We start from the raw sequence: 17,754 nt of genomic DNA, 5'->3' as shown, positions 1-17,754 counted from the left end.
ACGCGCCACGAGTCCTACGGCTGCGCGTCCGCGAGCGGCGCCCAGTCGGGCGTCAACAGCGTGCCCTTCTCCGCCCGGAGGGGGAGCTGGTTGTTGCCGTCCGCAGTCATCACGAACAGCTGCGAGCCGCCTGCCCGAGTGGTGGAGAAGAGCACCAGCCGACCGTTGGGCGAGAAGGCGGGCTCCTCGTTGTTGCCCTGGTCCTGCGTCAGGCGCGTCACCTTGCCCGACTCGACGTGGATGGTGAACAGGTCGAACGCGTTGCGCTCGTCGCGCGCGGTGAAGACGATGAGGTCGCCGCGCGGAGACCAGTCCGGCGTCTGGTTGTAGTTGCCCTGGAAGGTGAGGCGCCGCACGCCCGAGCCATCCGCGCCCATGATGTAGATTTGAGGGCTGCCACCCCGGTTGGACACGAAGGCGATGCGCTTGCCGTCGGGCGACCACGCGGGGCTGGTGTTGAGGCCGTAGGGCGTGTCGGTGATGGCCTTCGCGCCGCTGCCGTCGGCGCCGGACACGTAGATTTGCGCGCTCTCTCCCTCGGCCAGCGAGTACGCCAGCCGCTTGCCGTCCGGAGAGAAGGCGCCACCGGTGGCCATCTGCCCGGCGGAGACCACCGAGCGGGCTTCGCCACCCGGACGCTGCACCCAGATGTCCGGCCGGTTCTTCCGGTAGGACGTGTACGCCACCTGCGCGCCGTCCTGGCTCAGCGAGGGGAGGATGTTGATGCCGCCCTTGGTGAGCGACACGGGATTGCCGCCGTCCCAGTCCGCCACCACCACGTCGCGGTTGTTGCCCGCCTTGCGCACGTAGGTGATGCGCGACAGGAAGGGGCTGGGCTCGCGGGTGAAGTGCCGGTACAGCGCGTCCGCCAGCCGGTGGGCCAGCAGCGACGGGTTGTTGGCCGGCGCGTCCTTGGCGACCTTGAGGTCCTCGCGGCCGGTGCCCACGTTGAACAGGCGCAGCTCGCCGCGCAGCGTGCCCGCGTCGTCCGCGAGCGACACCTTGACGAGCGCCTCGGCGCCCACGTCCGCCCAGCGGCTGAAGGTGATGGTGCCGGCGGCCATGCCCTCCTTCGGGTCGGCCGTGAAGCTCTTGCGGTCCAGCACCTGGAGGATGCCGGAGGCCACGAGGTCGAAGTTGAACGCCGTGTCGAACGTGTTGGCCTGTGCCTTGGCACCCTCGTTCTGGGTGATGGGCGCGGGGACCGCCACGGGCAGCGGGCGGAAGTTGGCGCCGGAGATTTCGATGGTCGGCGTCTGGGCGAATGCCGCGAGCGGCACGAGGACGAGGGAGAGGAGCAGGGCTTTCATAGGGCGTTGAACATCAGGTTGACGCCGTTCTTCTGCAGCGCGTCTCGGAGGTGGTCGGGAGGAGGCGAGAAGGGTGAGGCCTTGCGCACGGCGTTGAGGACCGCCGCGTCGAACAAATCGTTGCCACTGGGCTTGGTGAGGCTCACGTCCAGCACCTCGCCCGCGCGGCCCAGGCGCAGCGCGACGAGCGCCTTGAGGTGCAGACGCTCCGATTCGGGGATGGTGTCCGCGACGCTGTAGTTGCGCCGCACCTGTGCCTGGAGCATCCCGAAGTAGCGCTCGCCCTCGGCGGTGGCCGAGTCGCCGTCCGCGTCTCCATCCTCGGCGCCCTCGGGCTCTTCATCCGGCGACGCCTTGGCCGTCTTGTCGAAGGCGCCGAAGAGCCGCTTGCGGCGGTCCTCGCCTTCCTTCTCACCCTTCACGGGCGTGGGCTTGGGCGCGGAGGAGGGCTCCGGCTTGACGCCGGGGACGGGCACCGCGACGGCGGCGGAGGACGGCGGAGGCGGCGCTTCAGGCGCGGGCTTGGGCGCGTTCACCTGCTTGGGCGGCGGTGGCGGCTGCTCCTTGCGCGGCAGGAGCTTGGCGTCGCGGGGCTTGCCCAGGCGCACCAGCGTGGCGCGGATGGGCTGCGCCGTGAGGTCCACCGGGGGCGATGCGTTGAAGCGCGCATACAGCACCGCGGCGAGCAGCAGGGCGATGTGCCCCACCACCGACGCGATGACGAACGGCGACACCCGCGCGGAGCGATTGACGAGCAGGCTGTGGCTCACCGCGGAGTGCATGGGCTAGCGCTTCGCCTCCTTCGGCTTCTTCGAGGTCGACGAGGTGTTGGACGTCTTGGCCCCCGTGGAAGGGTCCGTGATCATCCCCACATTGTTGATGCCCGCCCGCTGCGCGGCCGCCATGACCTCCACGACGGTGCCGTAGGGCACGTCCCGGTCGGCGTGGAGGAACACTTCTTTATCGGCCTGCACCTTGGCGTTGGCGGCGAGCTTCGCCTCCAACTCCTCCAGGGGCACCTCGGCGTCGCCGATGTAGACCTTCTTGCCCGCGTCGATGGAGAGGACCACCTTCTTCTCCGTGGCCTCCACGGGCGCGGCCTTGGTCTCCGGCAGGTTCACCTTCACGCCCTGCTGGATGAGGGGCGCGGTCACCATGAAGATGATGAGCAGCACCAGCATCACGTCCACCATGGGCGTGACGTTGATCTCGCTCATCGTGGTGCGGCCACCACTGCGATTGCCTCCGCCCATGCCCATGGTCGCGCCCGCCTAGCGGAAGAAGTGACGCTTGATGATGTTGAGGAAGTCCGCGGAGAAGTTCGACATCTCCGTGTCGAACACCTTGATGCGGCTGACGAACGAGTTGTAGGCGACCACGGCCGGAATCGCCGCGAACAGGCCCGCCGCCGTGGCGAACAGCGCGTTGCCCACTGGCGCCGCCACCGTGGCCAATGTCGCATTGCCCTGCTCGGCGATTTGATTGAAGGCGCTGAGGATTCCGATGACGGTGCCGAACAGGCCCACGAAGGGCGAGGCCGCGCCGACGGTGCCCAGGAACGACACGCGCGCCTCCAGCTCCGTGATTTGTGACGTGGAGGCCCGCATCAGCGCGCGCTCCACGTTCTCGATTCCGCCCAGCCGCTCCGCCATGGCGCCCTCGGCGCCGCCTTCCTTGGCCTGGGCCAGCTTGGACAGCTCCTCGTAGCCGGCGCAGAAGACCTTGGACAGGGGCGAGGCGTCGAGCTTCTGGGCCGTCTGGTAGATGGCCTCCAGCCGGGACGCCTTCCAGAAGGTGTCGAGGAAGGTGAGAGACTGTGCGCGGGCCTTGGCGAGCTGGGTGGCCTTCATGGCGATGAGGGCCCAGGAAGCCACGGAGACACCCATCAGGAGCAGCAGGACGGCCAGCTCGATGAAGGAAGCGTCGCGGATGATCTCCACGTAGTTCATGGCGCCAAGCGCCAGGGGCAGGTGGGGCGTCATGAGGTGGAGCGCGTAACACTCCGCTACAACTGGGTCAAACAAACGGGGACGGGGGCCGGTTGCCTGCTTGAAGTTGCTTGGCCGTACGGATGAATAATTCCCGGAGAGGGTCGTCAGAGGTGACTGAAACGGGCCGAACACCTCAACACCCCACGGACAGGTTGCCCCCATGAACTCCAGACTGCTGGTCGCTCTCCTCTGCCTGGCGGCGGTCTCCACCGGCTGCATCATCCACGGCGAAGACGACTACGACGAGCCCATCTACCCGGGCGACGCGACGTTCCGCTGGACCTTCGGCGGACTGCGCTGCGACGAGGACCGCGACATCAAGGGCGTCAACATCACGATTCCCGGCGAGCGGCTGGCCAACGACGGCCAATACGCGTGTCAGGCCAACGGCTTCGACGGCATCGTCCTCCACGACTTCGCGCCGGGCATCTACAGCTTCAACGTGGAGGCGATCAGCTACACCAACGAGGTGCTCTACGAGGCGAGCGGCACCTTCCGCGTGGATGGCGACGTGACGGTGAGCATCGACCTCGCGCCGCTGGGCGCCCCGCCGTCCTTCGCGTACGTGAACTGGCTGTTTCCGGCGAACTCCAGCAGCGGCAACCCGAACTGCAACCAGGCGGGTGTGGCCTTCGTGGATGCCCGGGTGGATGGTGGGCAGTGGGCGCGCTTCGACTGCACGGCGGGCCATGGCGGCAACAGCGTGAAGACGCCGTACCTGGACCCGGGTGAGCACGACCTGGAGCTGGTCGCCCTCGACTCGCAGCAGCGTACGCTGTACGCCCACAGCGGGCGGTTCTCCACCCGCTACGGCGAGCCGACGTCGTACACCGCCACCCTTCGCACCACGAGCAGCGGCGCCACCATTCGCTGGGAGTTCGTGGAGGGGTCGAGCAGGCTGGGCTGCGGGCAGGCCGGCGTGACGCACGTGGAGGCCCGCATCGATGGGGGCGAGTGGGTCCGCTTCAGCTGCTCGGAGGGCAGCTCGGGCGCCAGCGTCACCACGCCCACGCTGAACGCCGGCAACCATGACCTGCAGTTGGTGGCCGTCGATGGACAGAACCGTCCCTGGTATTATTACAGCGCGCAGTTCTCGATTCAGTCCGGCGAGACGAAGCAGGTGCTGGCCCCGATGTGGGTGATTGGCGGGGCGTCCATCAAGTGGGAGCTGCGCGCCGGTGGCTCCGCGCTGAGCTGCTCGCAGGCGGGCATCACCGAGGTGGCCATCAACTTCCGCGATGTCTTCACTGGGGAGCTGGTGTACGGCATCGTCGGTGACCGGCACGGCTGCAACGACGCGCCGGTGGTCTACGAGTTCCTCCGCCCGGGCCGCTACGAGGTGGAGATGTACGCGAAGGCCGGCAACGGCACGGAGTACTTCTCGGTGAACGACAGCGTGTTCATCAATGTCGATGGCCACGTATTCCCGGGAGCGAGCAGCGCCGCGCTGGTGTCGCTGTTCCCGTAGTCGAGCCCGCTCGCTCGTGGGGTGAAGAAGAGGGTCGGGGCCACGTGCCTCGGCCCTCTTCGCGTTGCGGGGGAGCCCGTGGCGTTGGCATCAAACGTGATAGGGACACCGGACATGCGGCAAGGCAGCCACAGTCCCATTGGCGTATTTGATTCAGGTGTCGGAGGGCTCACGGTCCTCAAGTCCCTCATGGAGCACCTCCCCCACGAGAGCACGGTGTATCTGGGGGACACGGCCCGGGTGCCCTACGGCACCAAGTCCGGCGAGGTGGTGACGCGCTACTCGCTGAAGAACGCGGAGTTCCTGCTGGAGCGCGGCATCAAGCTGCTGGTGGTGGCGTGCAACACGGCCTCCGCCGCGGCCCTGCCCGCGCTGGAGGCGGCGCTGCCGGTGCCGGTGGTGGGCGTCATCCAGCCAGGAGCCCAGGCGGCCCTGGAGCGCACGCGAGGCGGCGGAGTGGGCGTCATCGGTACGCCGGGCACCATCCGCTCCGGGGCCTATCAGCGCGCCCTGGAGACGGCGAACCCCGGGGTGCGGGTGAAGGCCCGCGCCTGTCCGCTCTTCGTGCCGCTGGCGGAGGAGGGATGGACCACGGGCGACGTGCCCCTGCTGACGGCGCGTGAGTATCTGGGGGAGTTCGCCCGGGAAGGCGTGGACACGCTCGTCCTGGGCTGCACGCACTACCCGCTGCTCAAGGGCGTCATCGCGGAGGTGGTGGGGCCCCAGGTCGCGCTGGTGGACTCGGCGGAGGCCACCGCGCTGGCGGTGGCGGCGCTGCTGGCTCGCAAGGAGCTGCTGGCGCCCGCGACGACGCGTGCCCCGTCTCACGCGTACTACGTGACCGACGTTCCCGAGCGCTTCATGGAAGTGGGGGCGAGGTTCCTCGGCAGGCCCATCGATGCCGCCGAGCAGGTCGACCTGAAGTTCTGAGTCCCTGGCGTCGGGGGAGGCGCTCCGCGCGGCACGCGGGCCTCACCCCTCGGCGGTCCATCGCGTGGACCTCGCTCGAGTCATCGGAACACGGGCGTCTTCCGCCCGTGGCCGGCTCAGGCGGATGGGCGGGTGGTGGCCGTGGCGGGCGGGGCTTCTTCCGGCGTGGTGGCCTTGGTGAGCAGCTCCTTGGCGGCCTGGACGACGGGAGCCTCGGCGGCGACCTGGGCCTCCACGAGCGCGCGGGCGGCCTCGTCACCGATGTCGTCCTCGCGCGGCACCAGGCCGGTGACACGCGTCACGAGGCGCTCCGCCAGGGGGAAGAAGTGCACCAGGTTGAGCGGCCAGTTCAGCCAGCCCACGGTGATGCAGTAGTACTTGTTGAAGGGCGCGGTGTGGTGGATGCGGTGGTGCGCCGGCGGCAGGATGAGGTGCACGCGCTGCAGGAAGCCGATGATGGCCGGCGGCGAGTCCATGTGCGACCACTTGTGGAACTGGTTGGTCGCCATCACCCAGAAGATCATCGCGCCCAGGAAGCTGGCGCAGAACACCCAGCCGGAGCTGCTCAGCGGCATGGACACCGCGGCCACGGCCACGGGCAGGGAGATGAGGCAGTTGTTGCCGTTGGTCTCCACGAAGTCGTGGCGGGTGATGGCCTTCTCGTCCACGTGGTGCTCGCGGAACGGGCGGATGAGGGCCTTGCCCAGAATCGGCATCTCCGTGGAGCCCCACGTGTCGCCCATCCAGTGGACGAAGCCGGAGACGAAGTCCGCGGCGAGGTAGCCCAACAGCACCGCGCCCAGGAGCAGCCACGGGCCGCCATGCGGATTGTTGTAGAGCCGGTACACCAGGAACAGCTCCAGCGCGATGAAGCTGACGATGGCGCCAATCTCCATGGCGCGGATGGCGGGTGAGTAGCCTCCGGCCAGGACCTGGGCGTCCTGGAGGCGAACCTTGTTCTTGATCTCGTTCGTCTTCTTCATCCGTGGAGTCCTGGACGTTGGCGCCGCTGACCACCGCACCGCATGTTCTGTACGTACCCCAGCCGCTTTCGGCTTTTCAACGGACCGGGGTCGCGTTCTCACATGAAGGGTGGGCTGCATGGCAGGCGGGCGTCGTCCGCAAGAAATGCGCGGGGTCAGCGGCCAGGCTCCCCTGGCGCGACATGCGGGGTTGACGCTTACCTTGTGTCGTGGGGAAGCGGCTGGTACGGTCCGCCCACTCGGCAATGACGAAAACCTTCGAGAAGGCCGTCACCGGCTTCAACCACAACATCAAGCACAAGGGGAAGGTTTACCACGTCCAGACCGAGGACTCGGGCGTCAACAATCCCCACATCATCACCCACCTCTTCGTGGGCGGTAACATCCTCGCGTCCAAGAAGACGTCCTACTCGGACATCCTCAACGCGGAGAATCTGGCGGAGGTCGTCCGTGAGTTGATGGAGGAGCAGCACAAGGAGATGCTGCGCAACCTCATCAACAACGTGTACGACAACTTCGAGTCCACGGTCCGGCACTATCAGCCCGGCCAGCTGGCCTCGGAGGCTGAACAGGCCCACGCGAAGCTGCAGCCCGGCCAGCCGATGGCGCCCAAGCCGGTCGTCGTCGCTCCCGTCGCGCCCCTGCCTCCCGCGCTCCCCCCCGAGGTCGCCGCTGCTCGCGCCTTGAAGGAGAAGCCGAAGATCAACGAGGTCGGCGTCGAGACGCTGTTCGGAGAGGACCTCATCTCCGAGAAGAGCCTCGACGAGGTCATCCTCAGCTACCTCGCCGGAGAAGGCGACCAGTAGCCCCCCAGCTCCCCGGTGGCGTCTCGCCCCGGGAGCGCGGTGTCGGCCAGTCGACAGTTCCAGGCTAGGGCAGCACCCACCGCACCCACGTGGCTCCGTACACCATGAGCACCGCGGCGGCGAGCAGGTCCAGCAGCACTCCCACGCGCATCATCACCGGCAGGCGCACCACTCCGCTGCCGAAGACGATGGCGTTGGGCGGCGTGCCCGCGGGCAGGGCGAAGTCGCACGAGGCCGCGAAGGTGCTCACCGCCAGCAGGGGCCGCGAGGCGGGCAGCACGTTGAGCATGACGTTCGTCGTGGCCGTGTTGGACGCGATGGCCGACAGCAGGATGGTGGCGCTGGCGACCACGCCGTGCTGCACCAGGACTGGCAGCGACTCCAGGCCGGACAGCCGTGAGGTCATCCACGAGGCCAGGCCACTGGCCTCGATGCCCGCCGCCAGCGCGAAGCCGCCGCCCAGCAGGAGCAGCGTGTCCCAGGGCACGCGCCGCAGGGCTGCCACGGACAGACGCCCCAGTACGAGCAGCGTCAGCGCGCCGACCATCGCCACCATGGCCTCGTAGTGCTTGCCCCCCAGCTTGAAGCCGTTGAAGGCGTGGGCCACGGGGCCGGCGAGCACCTGGCGCAGCGGGTCGCCGAAAATCCACAGCAACGCCGCCACGAAGAAGACGAGGCCCACCGTGCGCTCCCCCCGTGAGAGGGGGCCCAACTGGGCCAGCTCGCGGTCGATGACGTCCCCGCCCTGGCCGGGGCCCATCTTGTCGCGACGGGCCCACCTCCACAGCACCGCCCACGTCAGCGGCAGGAAGATGAGGACGAAGGGGAGGGCCGCGACCATGTACTCGACGAAGCCCACGTCGGTGCCCAGCCGGCGCGACACCACGCCCGCGAAGACGGAGTTGGTGGGGCTGCCAATCTTGGTGCCGATGCCGCCGATGTTGGAGCCGTACGCGACGGCCAGCATGAGCGCCGCGCCGAAGTGCTCCAGGGGGCGTCCTTCCGCGGCGCGGAGCTGGGAGAGCAGCGCCATGCCAATGGGCACCATCATCACCGCCGTGGCGGTGTTGGAAATCCAGAGCGACACGGCGGCGGTGGCCGCGAGCATGCCGAACAGCAGCCGCTCCGGCCCGGTGCCGACGGCGCGCATGATGAGCAGGGCGATTCTCCGGTGCAGGCCCCACTGCTCCATGCCCGCGCCCAGGGCCATGCCTCCCATGAAGAGGAAGATGTAGGGGTCCAGGAAGGGCAGGGTGGCGCGCCCCACCGCGACGGCGACGTTGTCCGTGTCGAAGACGCCCAGCAGTGGAAAGAGCGCCACGGGGAGCACCGCCGTCCACGCCATGGGGACGGCCTCGGTGAACCACCAGAGGGCCATCCACGCGGCGACGGCGGCCGCGGCGGCGGGGCGGTGGTCCAGGCCAGGCAGGGTGTGGAGACCGGAGGGAATCCCGTAGATGAGGGCGGCGGCCACGGGCCCGGCGATGCGTCCCACCCACTGTCCCGTTGTCGCACGCCGCACGGCCTGCTCGCTCATAAGGCGTGGCACCGTCGCACAGGTGGCGCCGGGGGTGGGAGGGGAAAGCCCCGGCTGCGGCCCGGCGTGCGTGGGGCGCTCCCGCCCGGCCGTGGTAGGTTGGCGCTCTCCCGCGCCGCGCCATGATTCAATTCTTCCACGTCTACAAGGCGTATCCCGGCGATCCGCCGGTGCTCTCGGACATCAACCTCAGTGTGGAGAAGGGCGAGTTCGTGTTCCTCACGGGCCCTTCCGGCGCGGGGAAGACGACGCTGCTCAAGCTCATCTTCTGCGCGGAGAAGGCCACCAAGGGGCAGATTCTGGTGGGGGGCCGCAACATCGCCCGCATCCGTGAGTCCGCCGTGCCGTACCTGCGCCGCAACATCGGCGTCGTGTTCCAGGACTTCAAGCTGCTGCCGCACCGGACGGTGGAGGACAACGTGTCCTTCACGCTGGACGTGCTGGGCGTGCCGCGCACGGAAGCCCGCGACAAGGTGCGGCGGATGCTGAAGCTGGTGGGCCTGGAGCACAAGGCGGACTCGTTCCCCCTGCGCCTCTCCGGTGGAGAGCAGCAGCGCGTGGTCATCGCGCGGGCGCTGGTGAATGACCCGACCATCCTCCTGGCGGACGAGCCCACCGGTAACCTGGACCCCGCGCTCACCGTCGAAATCATGGACCTGCTCACCCAGGTGAACATCCGAGGCACCACGGTGGTGGTGGCCACGCACGACGCCACGCTGCTGTCGCGCTACCAGAAGCGCACGGTGGGCCTGGAGCGCGGGCAGATTGTCTCCGACGAGGACGGCGTCAAGGCGGCGCGACGGATGGTGGTATGAGCGCGCTGGCGAAGACGCGGTACTTCTGGCGCTCGGCGGCGGTGGGGCTCAAGCACTCGCCCTTCGTGCACTTCATCGCGGTGACCACCATCGCCATCGCCCTGTTCTCCGCGGGGCTCGCGCGGGGCAGCGCGCGGGTGTTGGACAACCTGCTCGCGTCGCTGGGCGGCGAAGTGGAAGTCACGGTGTATCTGGCACCGGAGCTGGGACAGGACGAGGCGCATGGCGTGCGCGCCCGCGTCGAGGAGCTCAGCCAGGGCCAGGTGACGCTGGTGCCTCCAGATGCCGCGCTGGAGCGGCTTCGCACCGAGCTGGGCGATTTGGGCGAGGCCCTGTCGGAGCTGCCGGAGAACCCGCTGCCCGCGGCGCTGGAGCTGCGTGTTCCTCCGGAGCAGCGCACGCCCGAGGCGCTCCAGGCCCTGGCGAAGGAGCTGCGCGCGCTGCCCGGGGTGTCCGGCGTGGACTACGGAGAGCAGGCCGTGGAGCGACTGACGGCCATCGCCCGGGCCCTGCGCTTCGGCGCGCTGGTGGCCTTCGTGGTGGTGCTGGGCGCCACCGTGGTCATCGTCGCGGCCACGCTCCAGCTCGCCATCTATTCGCGGCGCGAGGAGATTGAAATCCAGAAGCTGGTCGGCGCCACGGACCGCTTCGTCAAGGCGCCCTTCCTGCTGGAGGGACTGCTCCAGGGGTTGCTCGGCGCGGGTGTGGCGTTGCTCGGGCTGTGGGCCTTTGGTCGGCTGGTGGGGCCCACGCTGGGCTCGCTGTTCGCGTTCCTGCTGGGCCCGGGTGTCGCCGCGCCGTGGGTGGAGCCGCGCTTGGTGCTGGAGCTGGTGGGCGCGGGGTGCGGCCTGGGGCTGGGCGGCAGCTTCGTCGCGGTGGGTCGTTTCCTGCGCGTATGAGCCGCTCCTTCGTCCTCACCCTGGCGCTGGTGCTGGCCGGCCTCCCCGCGCACGCGCAGAAGCTGGAGGAGGCGGAGCAGTCCGCGCTGCGCGAGAAGCTCGCCGCCCAGCGCGCGACGCTGGCGCTCGTCGAGTCGAAGAAGCTCACGGTGCTCGAGGGCCTGGAGCTGATGGAGGAGATGGTCGCCTTCTCCCGGCGGCGCGTGCGGGCCCTGGAGGGGGACCTCGCGGTGTTCCGCAAGCGCGTCATCCTGGCCGAGCGCGAGGAGGTGCTGCTGCGCGAGGCGCTGCGCGTGCAACTGCGGCGACTGTCCCCCCGGCTGCGCACCCTCTACCGCGTCATGCGCCGGCGGCCGCTGGAGGTGCTCCTGTCGGCGGAGGACTTCGCCGCGCTGGTGTGGCGGGCCCGCGCGCTGGAGGCGAGCATGTCGGGCGATTTGGACCTGCTGCGCGGCGTGCAGCGCGTGGCGCACCTACAACGGCAGTCCACGCTCGAGCTGAAGCGGCTCCAGACCTCGCTGGCCGCGCGGGTCACCTTCCTCCAGGAGCAGGAGCGGCTGGCGCGCGCGCAGCACGAGGCGCTCGAGGAAGTGGTGGGCTCGCTCGCGGGCGAGGCCGAGCTGGCCCGTCGCGCGGTGAAGGAGCTGGAGCAGGCGGACGCGGAGCTGACCCAGGTGGTGCGCGAGCTGAAGGAAGCCCCCGCCACGCACGGCTTCGGAGCCCTGCGCGGCAAGCTGCCCCAGCCCACGCGCGGCATCATCGAGGTGGCGTTCGGCAAGGTCGTCAACCCGCGCTTCAACACCGTCACCGTGCAGAAGGGGCTCGACATCCGCGCCGCCACCGGGACGCCCGTGGTCGCCGTCGCCGATGGCACCGTCGTCTATGCGGGCTCGCTGCGGGGCTACGGCAACCTGCTCATCGTCGACCACGGCGACGGCTACCACACGCTCATGGCCCACCTGTCCGTCATCGCCCTGGAGCTGGGCGCCGCCGTGGCCTCCGGTGAGGTGGTGGGCGAGGTGGGTGACACGGGCTCGCTCAAGGGCTCGTACCTCTACTTCGAGGTCCGAAAGTCCGGGCAGGCCGTCGACCCCGGGCCCTGGCTGGCCCCCGCGTCATGACGCGTTGCGGCGAAACGATTCGCGCCTTGTTATCCTGAGGCAACAGACTCCCACCACGAGAGGAGCAGGCGAGCGCATGGACCTCATGGGCGGAATGCAGAAGGCGGTACGGCGCGTGCTGGTGGCGCGAGGTGTCCAGTCCTCGACAGTCGATGTCGGTGGGCAGTCGGTGCACTTCTACTCGCTGAAGGGGCAGGGGAAGGGGCCGCCGGTGGTGCTGGTGCACGGACTGGGCGGCTCGGCCAATGGCTTCGGCCGCACCTTCTTCGGCCTGGCGAAGCGCTTCTCGCGTGTCGTCGCGCCCGACCTGCCGGGGCACGGCTTCTCCACCGAGTACTGCGGTGGGCAGGTCTGCGTGCGCAACCAGTTCGAGGTGCTGCGCGCCTTCGTGGAGCAGGAGGTGAAGGAGCCGGCCTTCGTCGTCGGCAACTCGCTGGGCGGAGCGATGGCGGTGAGCCTCGCGTCGGAGTATCCCCAGTGGGTGCGCGCGCTGGTGCTGGTGGCTCCGGCGGGCGCGGAGCTGCCGGTGGAGGAGAGCACCGCGCTGCTCAATTCCTTCAAGGTGGGCACGCCCGCGGAGGCCCGCGCCTTCACGAGGCGCCTGTTCCACCAGGCCCCGCTGCCCGCGCTGCTCCTGGCGACCGAGCTGCGCCGCTTCTATGACACACCCACCGTGAAGGCCCTCACCGCCGAGGCGATGTCCACCCGGCTCAGCCTGGAGCCAGAAGCGGTGCGCAAGCTGTCCATGCCGGTGCTGTTCCTCTGGGGTGGCAGCGAGCGGCTGTTGCCGTCACGCTCCCTGGACTGGTTCCGTGCCCACCTGCCGGCGCACGCGCAGGTGCGGGTGGTCCAGGGCTTCGGGCACGTGCCGCAGATGGAGCGTCCGGACGAGCTGGTGTCGCACCTGGTGCGCTTCGCGGATGCGTCGAGCCTCTGAGGGCCGGGTATAGACTGGGACGCCCTTCGAGCCTCACCGCGAAAGGACGTACCGACGTGACGGGTCTCCACCAGCCATGGCGCGCGGCGCTGGCCGCGCTCCTCCTCCTGTCAGGGCCCTCGGCCGCGGAAGAGAAGAAGGACGCGGCCGCGCGGTCCTCCGCCTCCAGCGCGGTACGGGCGGAGAAGGACGACGCCACCTACCGACAGCTGGAGACCTTCGCTCGCGTGCTGTCGTACGTGGAGAACAACTACGTGGAGGGGCCGGACCAGGAGCGGCTCATCTACGGCGCCATCCAGGGCATGCTCGACACGTTGGACCCGCACACCGTCTTCATGCCGCCGGAGGTCTTCCGCGAGATGAAGATCGACACCTCGGGCGAGTGGGGTGGGCTGGGCATCGAAATCGCGCGCAAGAACGACCGCATCGTCGTCGTGGCTCCCATCGACGACACGCCGGCGGCGCGCGCGGGAATCAAGGCGGGCGACGAGCTGGTGGGCATCGACGGCGAGAGCACGCGGGGCATGGACGTGGGGCGGGCCATGCAGAAGATGCGAGGGCCCGCGGGGGGACGCGTGCTCTTGAGCATCCTGCGGCACGGCTTCAGCGCGCCTCGCGAAATCGCCATCATCCGGGACCATATCCGCATCGTCTCCGTGGAGAGCGAGCTCTACGGCGGCTTCGGCCACGTCAAGGTGAAGAACTTCCAGGAGCGCACGGACCTGTACCTGCGCAAGGAACTCGACAGGCTGCGCGGCCTCAACGGTGGCAAGGAGCTGCGCGGCGTGGTGCTCGACCTGCGCAACAACCCGGGCGGCCTGCTGGACCAGGCGGTGGCGGTGAGTGACCGCTTCCTGCCGGGCAACCTGCCCATCGTCTCCACCCGGGGACGTGACGGTCGCAACTCCACCGAGGAGCGCAGCAAGGACCGCGACACGGAGAAGAACTACCCCCTCGTCGTGCTGGTCAACGCGGGCAGCGCGTCCGCGTCCGAAATCGTGGCCGGCGCGCTCCAGGACCACGGCCGCGCCACCGTCCTGGGCACGCAGACGTTCGGCAAGGGCAGTGTGCAGACAGTCATCGAGCTGGAGGACGGCTCCGGTTTGAAGCTGACCATCGCCCGCTACTACACACCCAAGGGCCGCAGCATCCAGGAGCGGGGCATCACCCCCGACTACGTCGTGCCAGACGAGCCGGGTGGCAAGCCGGGCCGTGAGACGCCACGCGAGAAGGACCTCCAGCGTCACTTCCGCGCCGAGTCCACCTCTACCTCCGAGTCGTCCTCTTCCGCGCCTCGCGGCCTGCCCGAGAACCTCGCGCCGTGGGACGCCACCGCGGCCCTCAAGGACTATCCGCTCAAGGTCGCCCTCGAGTATCTCAACGGCCTCAGCGCCGCTTCGGGGCGCCCTCCGGCTCGCGCCGAGGGTCGTTGAAGACACCTTCCCCCTTGCATTTCGGCGAGACCTCCATTTGATGGCGGGCGGACAAAGGTGAACGAGTGATGCGACCTTCGAGCAATCGCGCGATGCACGCGGCCCTCAGCGGGTGGTTGGTGGGCATGCTGGCCGTCGGCCCCGCCGCCGCGCAGTCGAGCCTCCCCCTCCGACTGACTCCCCGAGCAGTACCCACCGCCTCACCGTCCTCCGTGACGGTGGTGGCCATCTCGCTGGATGCGACATCACGAACGGAGGCGGCGCGGCTGGCGTACTGGGCGGAGCAGTCGGTGGCGCGCTCCGGACGGCTGGACCTGGTGCGGTTGTCGGACGCGCTGGACGCGCAGGGCAAGGCGGCGCGCGAGGCGAAGGCCGCCGAGGGTGCGTCGGCCATGAAGGACGGCCAGACGGCGTATGACGAGCTGGACACGCAGAAGGCGCTCCAGCAGTTCGAGGCGGCCGCGCGCGCGTTCGAGGCGAGTGACTTGTCGCGCAACTTCGGCGACCTGAGCCGCGCCCGGGTGATGAAGGCGGCCTCGCAGGTGGCCAACGGCGAGGGCACGGCGGCGCAGTTGGAGATTCGCGCGGTGCTGGCGGTGGACCCCCGCGCCCAGTTCTCGCCCAACTTCTTCCCGCCGGACGACATGGCCTTCGTGGACAAGGAGCGCAAGGCGGCGCTGGCCGGCTCCACCGCGACGCTGTCGGTGCGCACCGAGCCCGTGCCCGCGCAGGTGTACGTGGACGGCCAGTTCCGTGGCGTGTCGCCGGTGGACCTCAAGGGGCTGACGCCCGCGGACCACTACGTGACGGTGATGGCGCCGGGCTTCGAGGTGGAGCAGCGCCGGGCACGCGAGGGCGAGACGACGCTCACGCTGGCTCCCGCCGCGTCCATGCGTGCGCTCCAGACGCTGACCGAGCGCATCGTGCGCAAGCCGGAGGGGCCGGAGCGTGACCTGGCCCTGCGCGAGTTGGGCACGCTCGCGGGCGTGTCCCAGGTGCTGGCCCTGCTGGTTCGCGGTGGCACGGGCACCGCCCCGCTCCAGGTGACGGGCCTGCGGCTCGACGTCGCGGACGGACACAACCTGGCCTACGCGCTGGGACCGGTTCCCGCGGGCGAGACCATGGCGACGGGCTCCGACGCGCTCTTGTCCTCGCTGGTGGGCGCGGACACGGCCCGGCTCGCCGGCAACAAGCCGGTGACGCACTTCGCGAGCGGCGGTGGCTCCAACCGCAAGACGCTGGGCTATGTGCTGATGGCCACCGGCGTGGCGCTCTTGGCGGGCGGCATCTACTTCGGCATGGAGGCGTCCTCGAAGGAGGATGACTTCCGACGCGCGCCGCAGACGAGCCCCCGGGCACAGGACTTCAAGGACACGGGCAAGACGTACGCGCTGGTCGCGGACATCGGGCTGCTCACGGGCGCGGTCGCCGCGGGACTCGGTGGCTACTTCGCCTTCTCCGGTGGCGGCAGCGGTGGCGGTGACTCCAAGCCCACCCCCGCGCCGGCGCCCGCACCCAAGCGTTCGCGTGCCACGCCGCCCCCCAAGTCCGACTCCAAGAGCGACTCGTTGAGCATGCCTCCGCCCCCCAAGGGCACCAGGCCCGTGGGCGAGTCGCTGCCCATGCCGCCTCCGCCGCCCCCGGCGAAGACGACGCCCGCGGCCCCTCCCGCGAAGACGACGCCCGTGGCTCCCGCCGCGAAGACGACGCCCGTGGCTCCCGCCGCGAAGACGACCCCGCCGCCCCCGGTGAGCGAGCCGCCGCCGCCGCCCACGACGCGCTCGCAGGACACGCGCCGCTCCAAGGACGACGAGGCCGCCCAGCGCGAAGAAGAGCTGCGCAAGCGGCGTGAAGAGGTGGAGCGCCAGCGCCGCGAACTGGAGGACCGCCGCAAGCAGGAGGAGGAGTCGGAGGCCAAGCGCAAGCGCGAGGAAGAGGAGAAGCGCAAGCGCGAGGAAGACGAGAAGAAGAAGCGGCCGTCCATCGACGAAGACGATCTCCGGAATTACTAGCCATGCGCCGTCCCCTTCGTTTCCTCATTCCCTTCGCGGCCCTGTCCCTGGGCCTGTCCGCGTGCAGCCTCCTGGTCGACTTCGACGAGGAGGGGCAGCCGTGTGACGACCGCAACCAATGCCTGGAGGGCTTCATCTGCAAGGACGACAGCTGTGTCCGGGACAGCAGCGCCGTTCCGGACTCCGGCTCGGATGCGGGCTCGCCAGGGCAGACGGACTCCGGTTCGGATGCGGGCTCGCCAGGGCAGACGGACGCGGGTCCGGTTGACGCGGGCCCGGTGGACGCCGGGCCGTAGTCGCCGCCGCGAGGGGCGGTAGTTCCTACAGCCCCTCGCTTCGCGTGGTCCGGTTGCCGCGCCGTGTCCTCGGGGACACGCCCGCCTGGCGGCCCCCCTGCCGACGCAAACCCCCGTCTCCACGGGGACTGTCGGGGCGAAGCCGGGGGGCCACCCTCCCGGGAGGGGTTGGCATCCGCCGTGCTCTGTCGTGTGCCCAGGAGGTTTCATCGACATGGGCAAGCGCGTCGGAGTGCTGATGGGCGGGTGGGGCGAGGAGCGGGAGATTTCGCTCAAGACGGGAGAGGCCGTGGTCGCGGCGCTGGAATCCCGCGGCCATCAGGTCACCCGGGTGTTCGCGGGGCCGGGTCTGGACAGGGCGCTGCGCGCCGCGGAGCTGGACGTGGCCTTCATCGCGCTGCACGGGCGCATGGGCGAGGACGGCCGGGTGCAGGGCCTCCTGGAGTTGCTGGAGCTGCCGTACACGGGCTCGGGCGTGCTGGCCTCGGCGCTGGCGATGAACAAGCCCATGGCCAAGAAGCTCTTCCGCCTGCACAACCTGCCCACGCCCCAGGGGTATCGCGTGGGTCGCGATGACGCCGCGCGCGCCCTGGAGCTGCAAGGTGACCTGGGCTTCCCCTGCGTCGTGAAGCCCGCATGCGGCGGCTCGTCGGTGGGCCTGTCCATCGTTCGCGAGCCGGAGTCGCTCGTCACGGCGGTGGCCCAGGCGTGCCGCTTCGGCGGCGAGGCGCTGGTGGAGCGCTTCATTCCGGGCCGCGAGGTGACGGTGGGCATCCTCGGCGACAAGGTGCTGGGCAGCTGCGAGGTGGGCACTCCTCGCGAGGGCTTCGACTTCGAGGCCAAGTACAAGGGCGGCGCGCGCTACTTCCTGCCGCCCCGCCTGTCCGCCACGCGCGTGGCCAATGTGGAGGCCCTGGCGCTCTCCGCGTACCGCGCCCTGGGCTGCCGGGGGTACGCCCGCGTGGACCTCTTGTGCTCCGACACCGACAACGACGTGGTGCTGGAGGTCAACACGCTGCCCGGCTTCACCCCCACCAGCCTGCTGTCCAAGATTGCCGCCCATGCGGGCGTGGAGTTCCCGGAGCTCGTCGAGCGCATCCTCGCGCTGGCGACGCGGGACGAGGCGGGTGTCATGGACGCGCCCGTGGTCGCCCCCGCTCCCACCATCTCCGAGCCTCGCCGCGCGGTGAGCTGACCTTCCGGGTAGTCCGAGCCC

The 17,754-nt window shown here is 69.8% G+C and carries 17 protein-coding genes; 11 read left to right on the top strand and 6 right to left on the bottom strand.

Translation table 11 applies throughout. The features are described from left to right. Positions 1 to 14 precede the first annotated feature (14 nt). The 4 genes from HUA76_RS17975 to HUA76_RS17960 are packed head-to-tail and all read right to left on the bottom strand — an operon-like array spanning position 15 to position 3,292. Positions 15 to 1,310 carry an LpqB family beta-propeller domain-containing protein gene (locus HUA76_RS17975; RefSeq protein ID WP_141642869.1) on the bottom strand — a complete coding sequence of 432 codons (1,296 nt, stop codon included), beginning with the start codon at positions 1,308 to 1,310 and terminating at the stop codon, positions 15 to 17. Further along, entirely contained in the window at positions 1,307 to 2,092 is a 786-nt protein-coding gene (locus tag HUA76_RS17970) for an energy transducer TonB (RefSeq protein WP_174461556.1), read from the bottom strand. Before HUA76_RS17970 ends, HUA76_RS17975 begins: the two co-directional genes overlap by 4 nt. Positions 2,093 to 2,095: 3 nt before the next feature. After that, positions 2,096 to 2,569 carry a protein TolR gene (gene tolR, locus HUA76_RS17965; RefSeq protein ID WP_141642867.1) on the bottom strand — a complete coding sequence of 158 codons (474 nt, stop codon included), beginning with the start codon at positions 2,567 to 2,569 and terminating at the stop codon, positions 2,096 to 2,098. Between the two features lie 12 nt (positions 2,570 to 2,581). Then, positions 2,582 to 3,292 (bottom strand): MotA/TolQ/ExbB proton channel family protein, encoded by a 711-nt coding sequence (locus tag HUA76_RS17960; RefSeq protein ID WP_141642866.1) that lies wholly within the window; start codon positions 3,290 to 3,292, stop codon positions 2,582 to 2,584. 169 nt (positions 3,293 to 3,461) lie between these two features. On the opposite strand from HUA76_RS17960, the gene HUA76_RS17955 reads away from it, so the two are divergent. Both HUA76_RS17955 and murI read left to right on the top strand, forming a co-directional pair. Beyond that, positions 3,462 to 4,769: a hypothetical protein gene (locus HUA76_RS17955; RefSeq protein ID WP_174453038.1), complete on the top strand. Its 1,308-nt coding sequence runs from the start codon at positions 3,462 to 3,464 to the stop codon at positions 4,767 to 4,769. A gap of 114 nt (positions 4,770 to 4,883) precedes the next feature. After that, positions 4,884 to 5,699, top strand: coding sequence for a glutamate racemase (gene murI, locus HUA76_RS17950; RefSeq protein ID WP_174453039.1), 816 nt, complete (start codon positions 4,884 to 4,886; stop codon positions 5,697 to 5,699). Positions 5,700 to 5,815: 116 nt separating this feature from the next. On the opposite strand, the gene carF is transcribed toward murI, so the two are convergent. Then, a complete protein-coding gene (gene carF, locus HUA76_RS17945) occupies positions 5,816 to 6,682 on the bottom strand; it encodes a plasmanylethanolamine desaturase (RefSeq protein ID WP_141642863.1) in 867 nt (288 codons plus the stop codon). 245 nt (positions 6,683 to 6,927) lie between these two features. Between carF and HUA76_RS17940 the strand changes: the two genes are divergently transcribed. Beyond that, complete coding sequence (locus HUA76_RS17940) at positions 6,928 to 7,488, top strand: nickel-dependent hydrogenase large subunit (protein ID WP_141642862.1); 561 nt, start codon at positions 6,928 to 6,930, stop codon at positions 7,486 to 7,488. Between the two features lie 64 nt (positions 7,489 to 7,552). Here HUA76_RS17940 and HUA76_RS17935 read toward each other — a convergent pair whose 3' ends face one another. Next, positions 7,553 to 9,025 (bottom strand): DASS family sodium-coupled anion symporter, encoded by a 1,473-nt coding sequence (locus HUA76_RS17935; protein ID WP_174453040.1) that lies wholly within the window; start codon positions 9,023 to 9,025, stop codon positions 7,553 to 7,555. A gap of 122 nt (positions 9,026 to 9,147) precedes the next feature. On the opposite strand from HUA76_RS17935, the gene ftsE reads away from it, so the two are divergent. The 8 genes from ftsE to HUA76_RS17895 all read left to right on the top strand — a co-directional run bounded on the left by ftsE (position 9,148) and on the right by HUA76_RS17895 (position 17,733). Beyond that, the gene (ftsE, locus tag HUA76_RS17930) at positions 9,148 to 9,840 is read left to right on the top strand and encodes a cell division ATP-binding protein FtsE (protein ID WP_174461555.1); all 693 of its coding nucleotides are present in this window, start codon (positions 9,148 to 9,150) and stop codon (positions 9,838 to 9,840) included. After that, positions 9,837 to 10,739: an ABC transporter permease gene (locus HUA76_RS17925; protein ID WP_141642859.1), complete on the top strand. Its 903-nt coding sequence runs from the start codon at positions 9,837 to 9,839 to the stop codon at positions 10,737 to 10,739. The genes ftsE and HUA76_RS17925 overlap by 4 nt, the downstream gene beginning before the upstream one ends. Further along, entirely contained in the window at positions 10,736 to 11,860 is a 1,125-nt protein-coding gene (locus HUA76_RS17920) for a murein hydrolase activator EnvC (protein ID WP_174461554.1), read from the top strand. Before HUA76_RS17925 ends, HUA76_RS17920 begins: the two co-directional genes overlap by 4 nt. Before the next feature lie 76 nt (positions 11,861 to 11,936). Then, entirely contained in the window at positions 11,937 to 12,797 is an 861-nt protein-coding gene (locus tag HUA76_RS17915) for an alpha/beta fold hydrolase (protein ID WP_141642857.1), read from the top strand. Positions 12,798 to 12,853: 56 nt separating this feature from the next. Continuing rightward, on the top strand, positions 12,854 to 14,230 hold the full coding sequence (locus tag HUA76_RS17910) for a S41 family peptidase (RefSeq protein ID WP_174461553.1): 1,377 nt from the start codon (positions 12,854 to 12,856) through the stop codon (positions 14,228 to 14,230). 68 nt (positions 14,231 to 14,298) lie between these two features. After that, the gene (locus HUA76_RS17905) at positions 14,299 to 16,242 is read left to right on the top strand and encodes a PEGA domain-containing protein (RefSeq protein ID WP_174453043.1); all 1,944 of its coding nucleotides are present in this window, start codon (positions 14,299 to 14,301) and stop codon (positions 16,240 to 16,242) included. Between the two features lie 2 nt (positions 16,243 to 16,244). Then, a complete protein-coding gene (locus HUA76_RS17900) occupies positions 16,245 to 16,538 on the top strand; it encodes a hypothetical protein (RefSeq protein WP_141649248.1) in 294 nt (97 codons plus the stop codon). Positions 16,539 to 16,752: 214 nt separating this feature from the next. Continuing rightward, positions 16,753 to 17,733, top strand: a complete 981-nt coding sequence (locus HUA76_RS17895) for a D-alanine--D-alanine ligase (RefSeq protein ID WP_174461552.1) — start codon at positions 16,753 to 16,755, stop codon at positions 17,731 to 17,733. Positions 17,734 to 17,754 lie beyond the last annotated feature (21 nt).

Source organism: Myxococcus sp. CA056, assembly GCF_013336715.1.
Taxonomy (GTDB): Bacteria; Myxococcota; Myxococcia; order Myxococcales; family Myxococcaceae; genus Myxococcus; species Myxococcus llanfairpwllgwyngyllgogerychwyrndrobwllllantysiliogogogochensis.
This window is presented reverse-complemented; position numbering and strand designations above follow the sequence as displayed.

Bases quoted from the DNA above. Each gene is read 5' to 3' on its own strand.
- carF (WP_141642863.1), bottom strand. From the start codon at position 6,682: ATGAAGAAGACGAACGAGATCAAGAACAAGGTTCGCCTCCAGGACGCC.
- HUA76_RS17915 (WP_141642857.1), top strand. From the start codon at position 11,937: ATGGACCTCATGGGCGGAATGCAGAAGGCGGTACGGCGCGTGCTGGTG.
- tolR (WP_141642867.1), bottom strand. From the start codon at position 2,569: ATGGGCATGGGCGGAGGCAATCGCAGTGGTGGCCGCACCACGATGAGC.
- HUA76_RS17900 (WP_141649248.1), top strand. From the start codon at position 16,245: ATGCGCCGTCCCCTTCGTTTCCTCATTCCCTTCGCGGCCCTGTCCCTG.
- HUA76_RS17960 (WP_141642866.1), bottom strand. From the start codon at position 3,292: ATGACGCCCCACCTGCCCCTGGCGCTTGGCGCCATGAACTACGTGGAG.
- murI (WP_174453039.1), top strand. From the start codon at position 4,884: ATGCGGCAAGGCAGCCACAGTCCCATTGGCGTATTTGATTCAGGTGTC.
- HUA76_RS17975 (WP_141642869.1), bottom strand. From the start codon at position 1,310: ATGAAAGCCCTGCTCCTCTCCCTCGTCCTCGTGCCGCTCGCGGCATTC.
- HUA76_RS17925 (WP_141642859.1), top strand. From the start codon at position 9,837: ATGAGCGCGCTGGCGAAGACGCGGTACTTCTGGCGCTCGGCGGCGGTG.
- HUA76_RS17935 (WP_174453040.1), bottom strand. From the start codon at position 9,025: ATGAGCGAGCAGGCCGTGCGGCGTGCGACAACGGGACAGTGGGTGGGA.
- HUA76_RS17940 (WP_141642862.1), top strand. From the start codon at position 6,928: ATGACGAAAACCTTCGAGAAGGCCGTCACCGGCTTCAACCACAACATC.
- ftsE (WP_174461555.1), top strand. From the start codon at position 9,148: ATGATTCAATTCTTCCACGTCTACAAGGCGTATCCCGGCGATCCGCCG.
- HUA76_RS17895 (WP_174461552.1), top strand. From the start codon at position 16,753: ATGGGCAAGCGCGTCGGAGTGCTGATGGGCGGGTGGGGCGAGGAGCGG.
- HUA76_RS17920 (WP_174461554.1), top strand. From the start codon at position 10,736: ATGAGCCGCTCCTTCGTCCTCACCCTGGCGCTGGTGCTGGCCGGCCTC.
- HUA76_RS17970 (WP_174461556.1), bottom strand. From the start codon at position 2,092: ATGCACTCCGCGGTGAGCCACAGCCTGCTCGTCAATCGCTCCGCGCGG.
- HUA76_RS17905 (WP_174453043.1), top strand. From the start codon at position 14,299: ATGCGACCTTCGAGCAATCGCGCGATGCACGCGGCCCTCAGCGGGTGG.
- HUA76_RS17955 (WP_174453038.1), top strand. From the start codon at position 3,462: ATGAACTCCAGACTGCTGGTCGCTCTCCTCTGCCTGGCGGCGGTCTCC.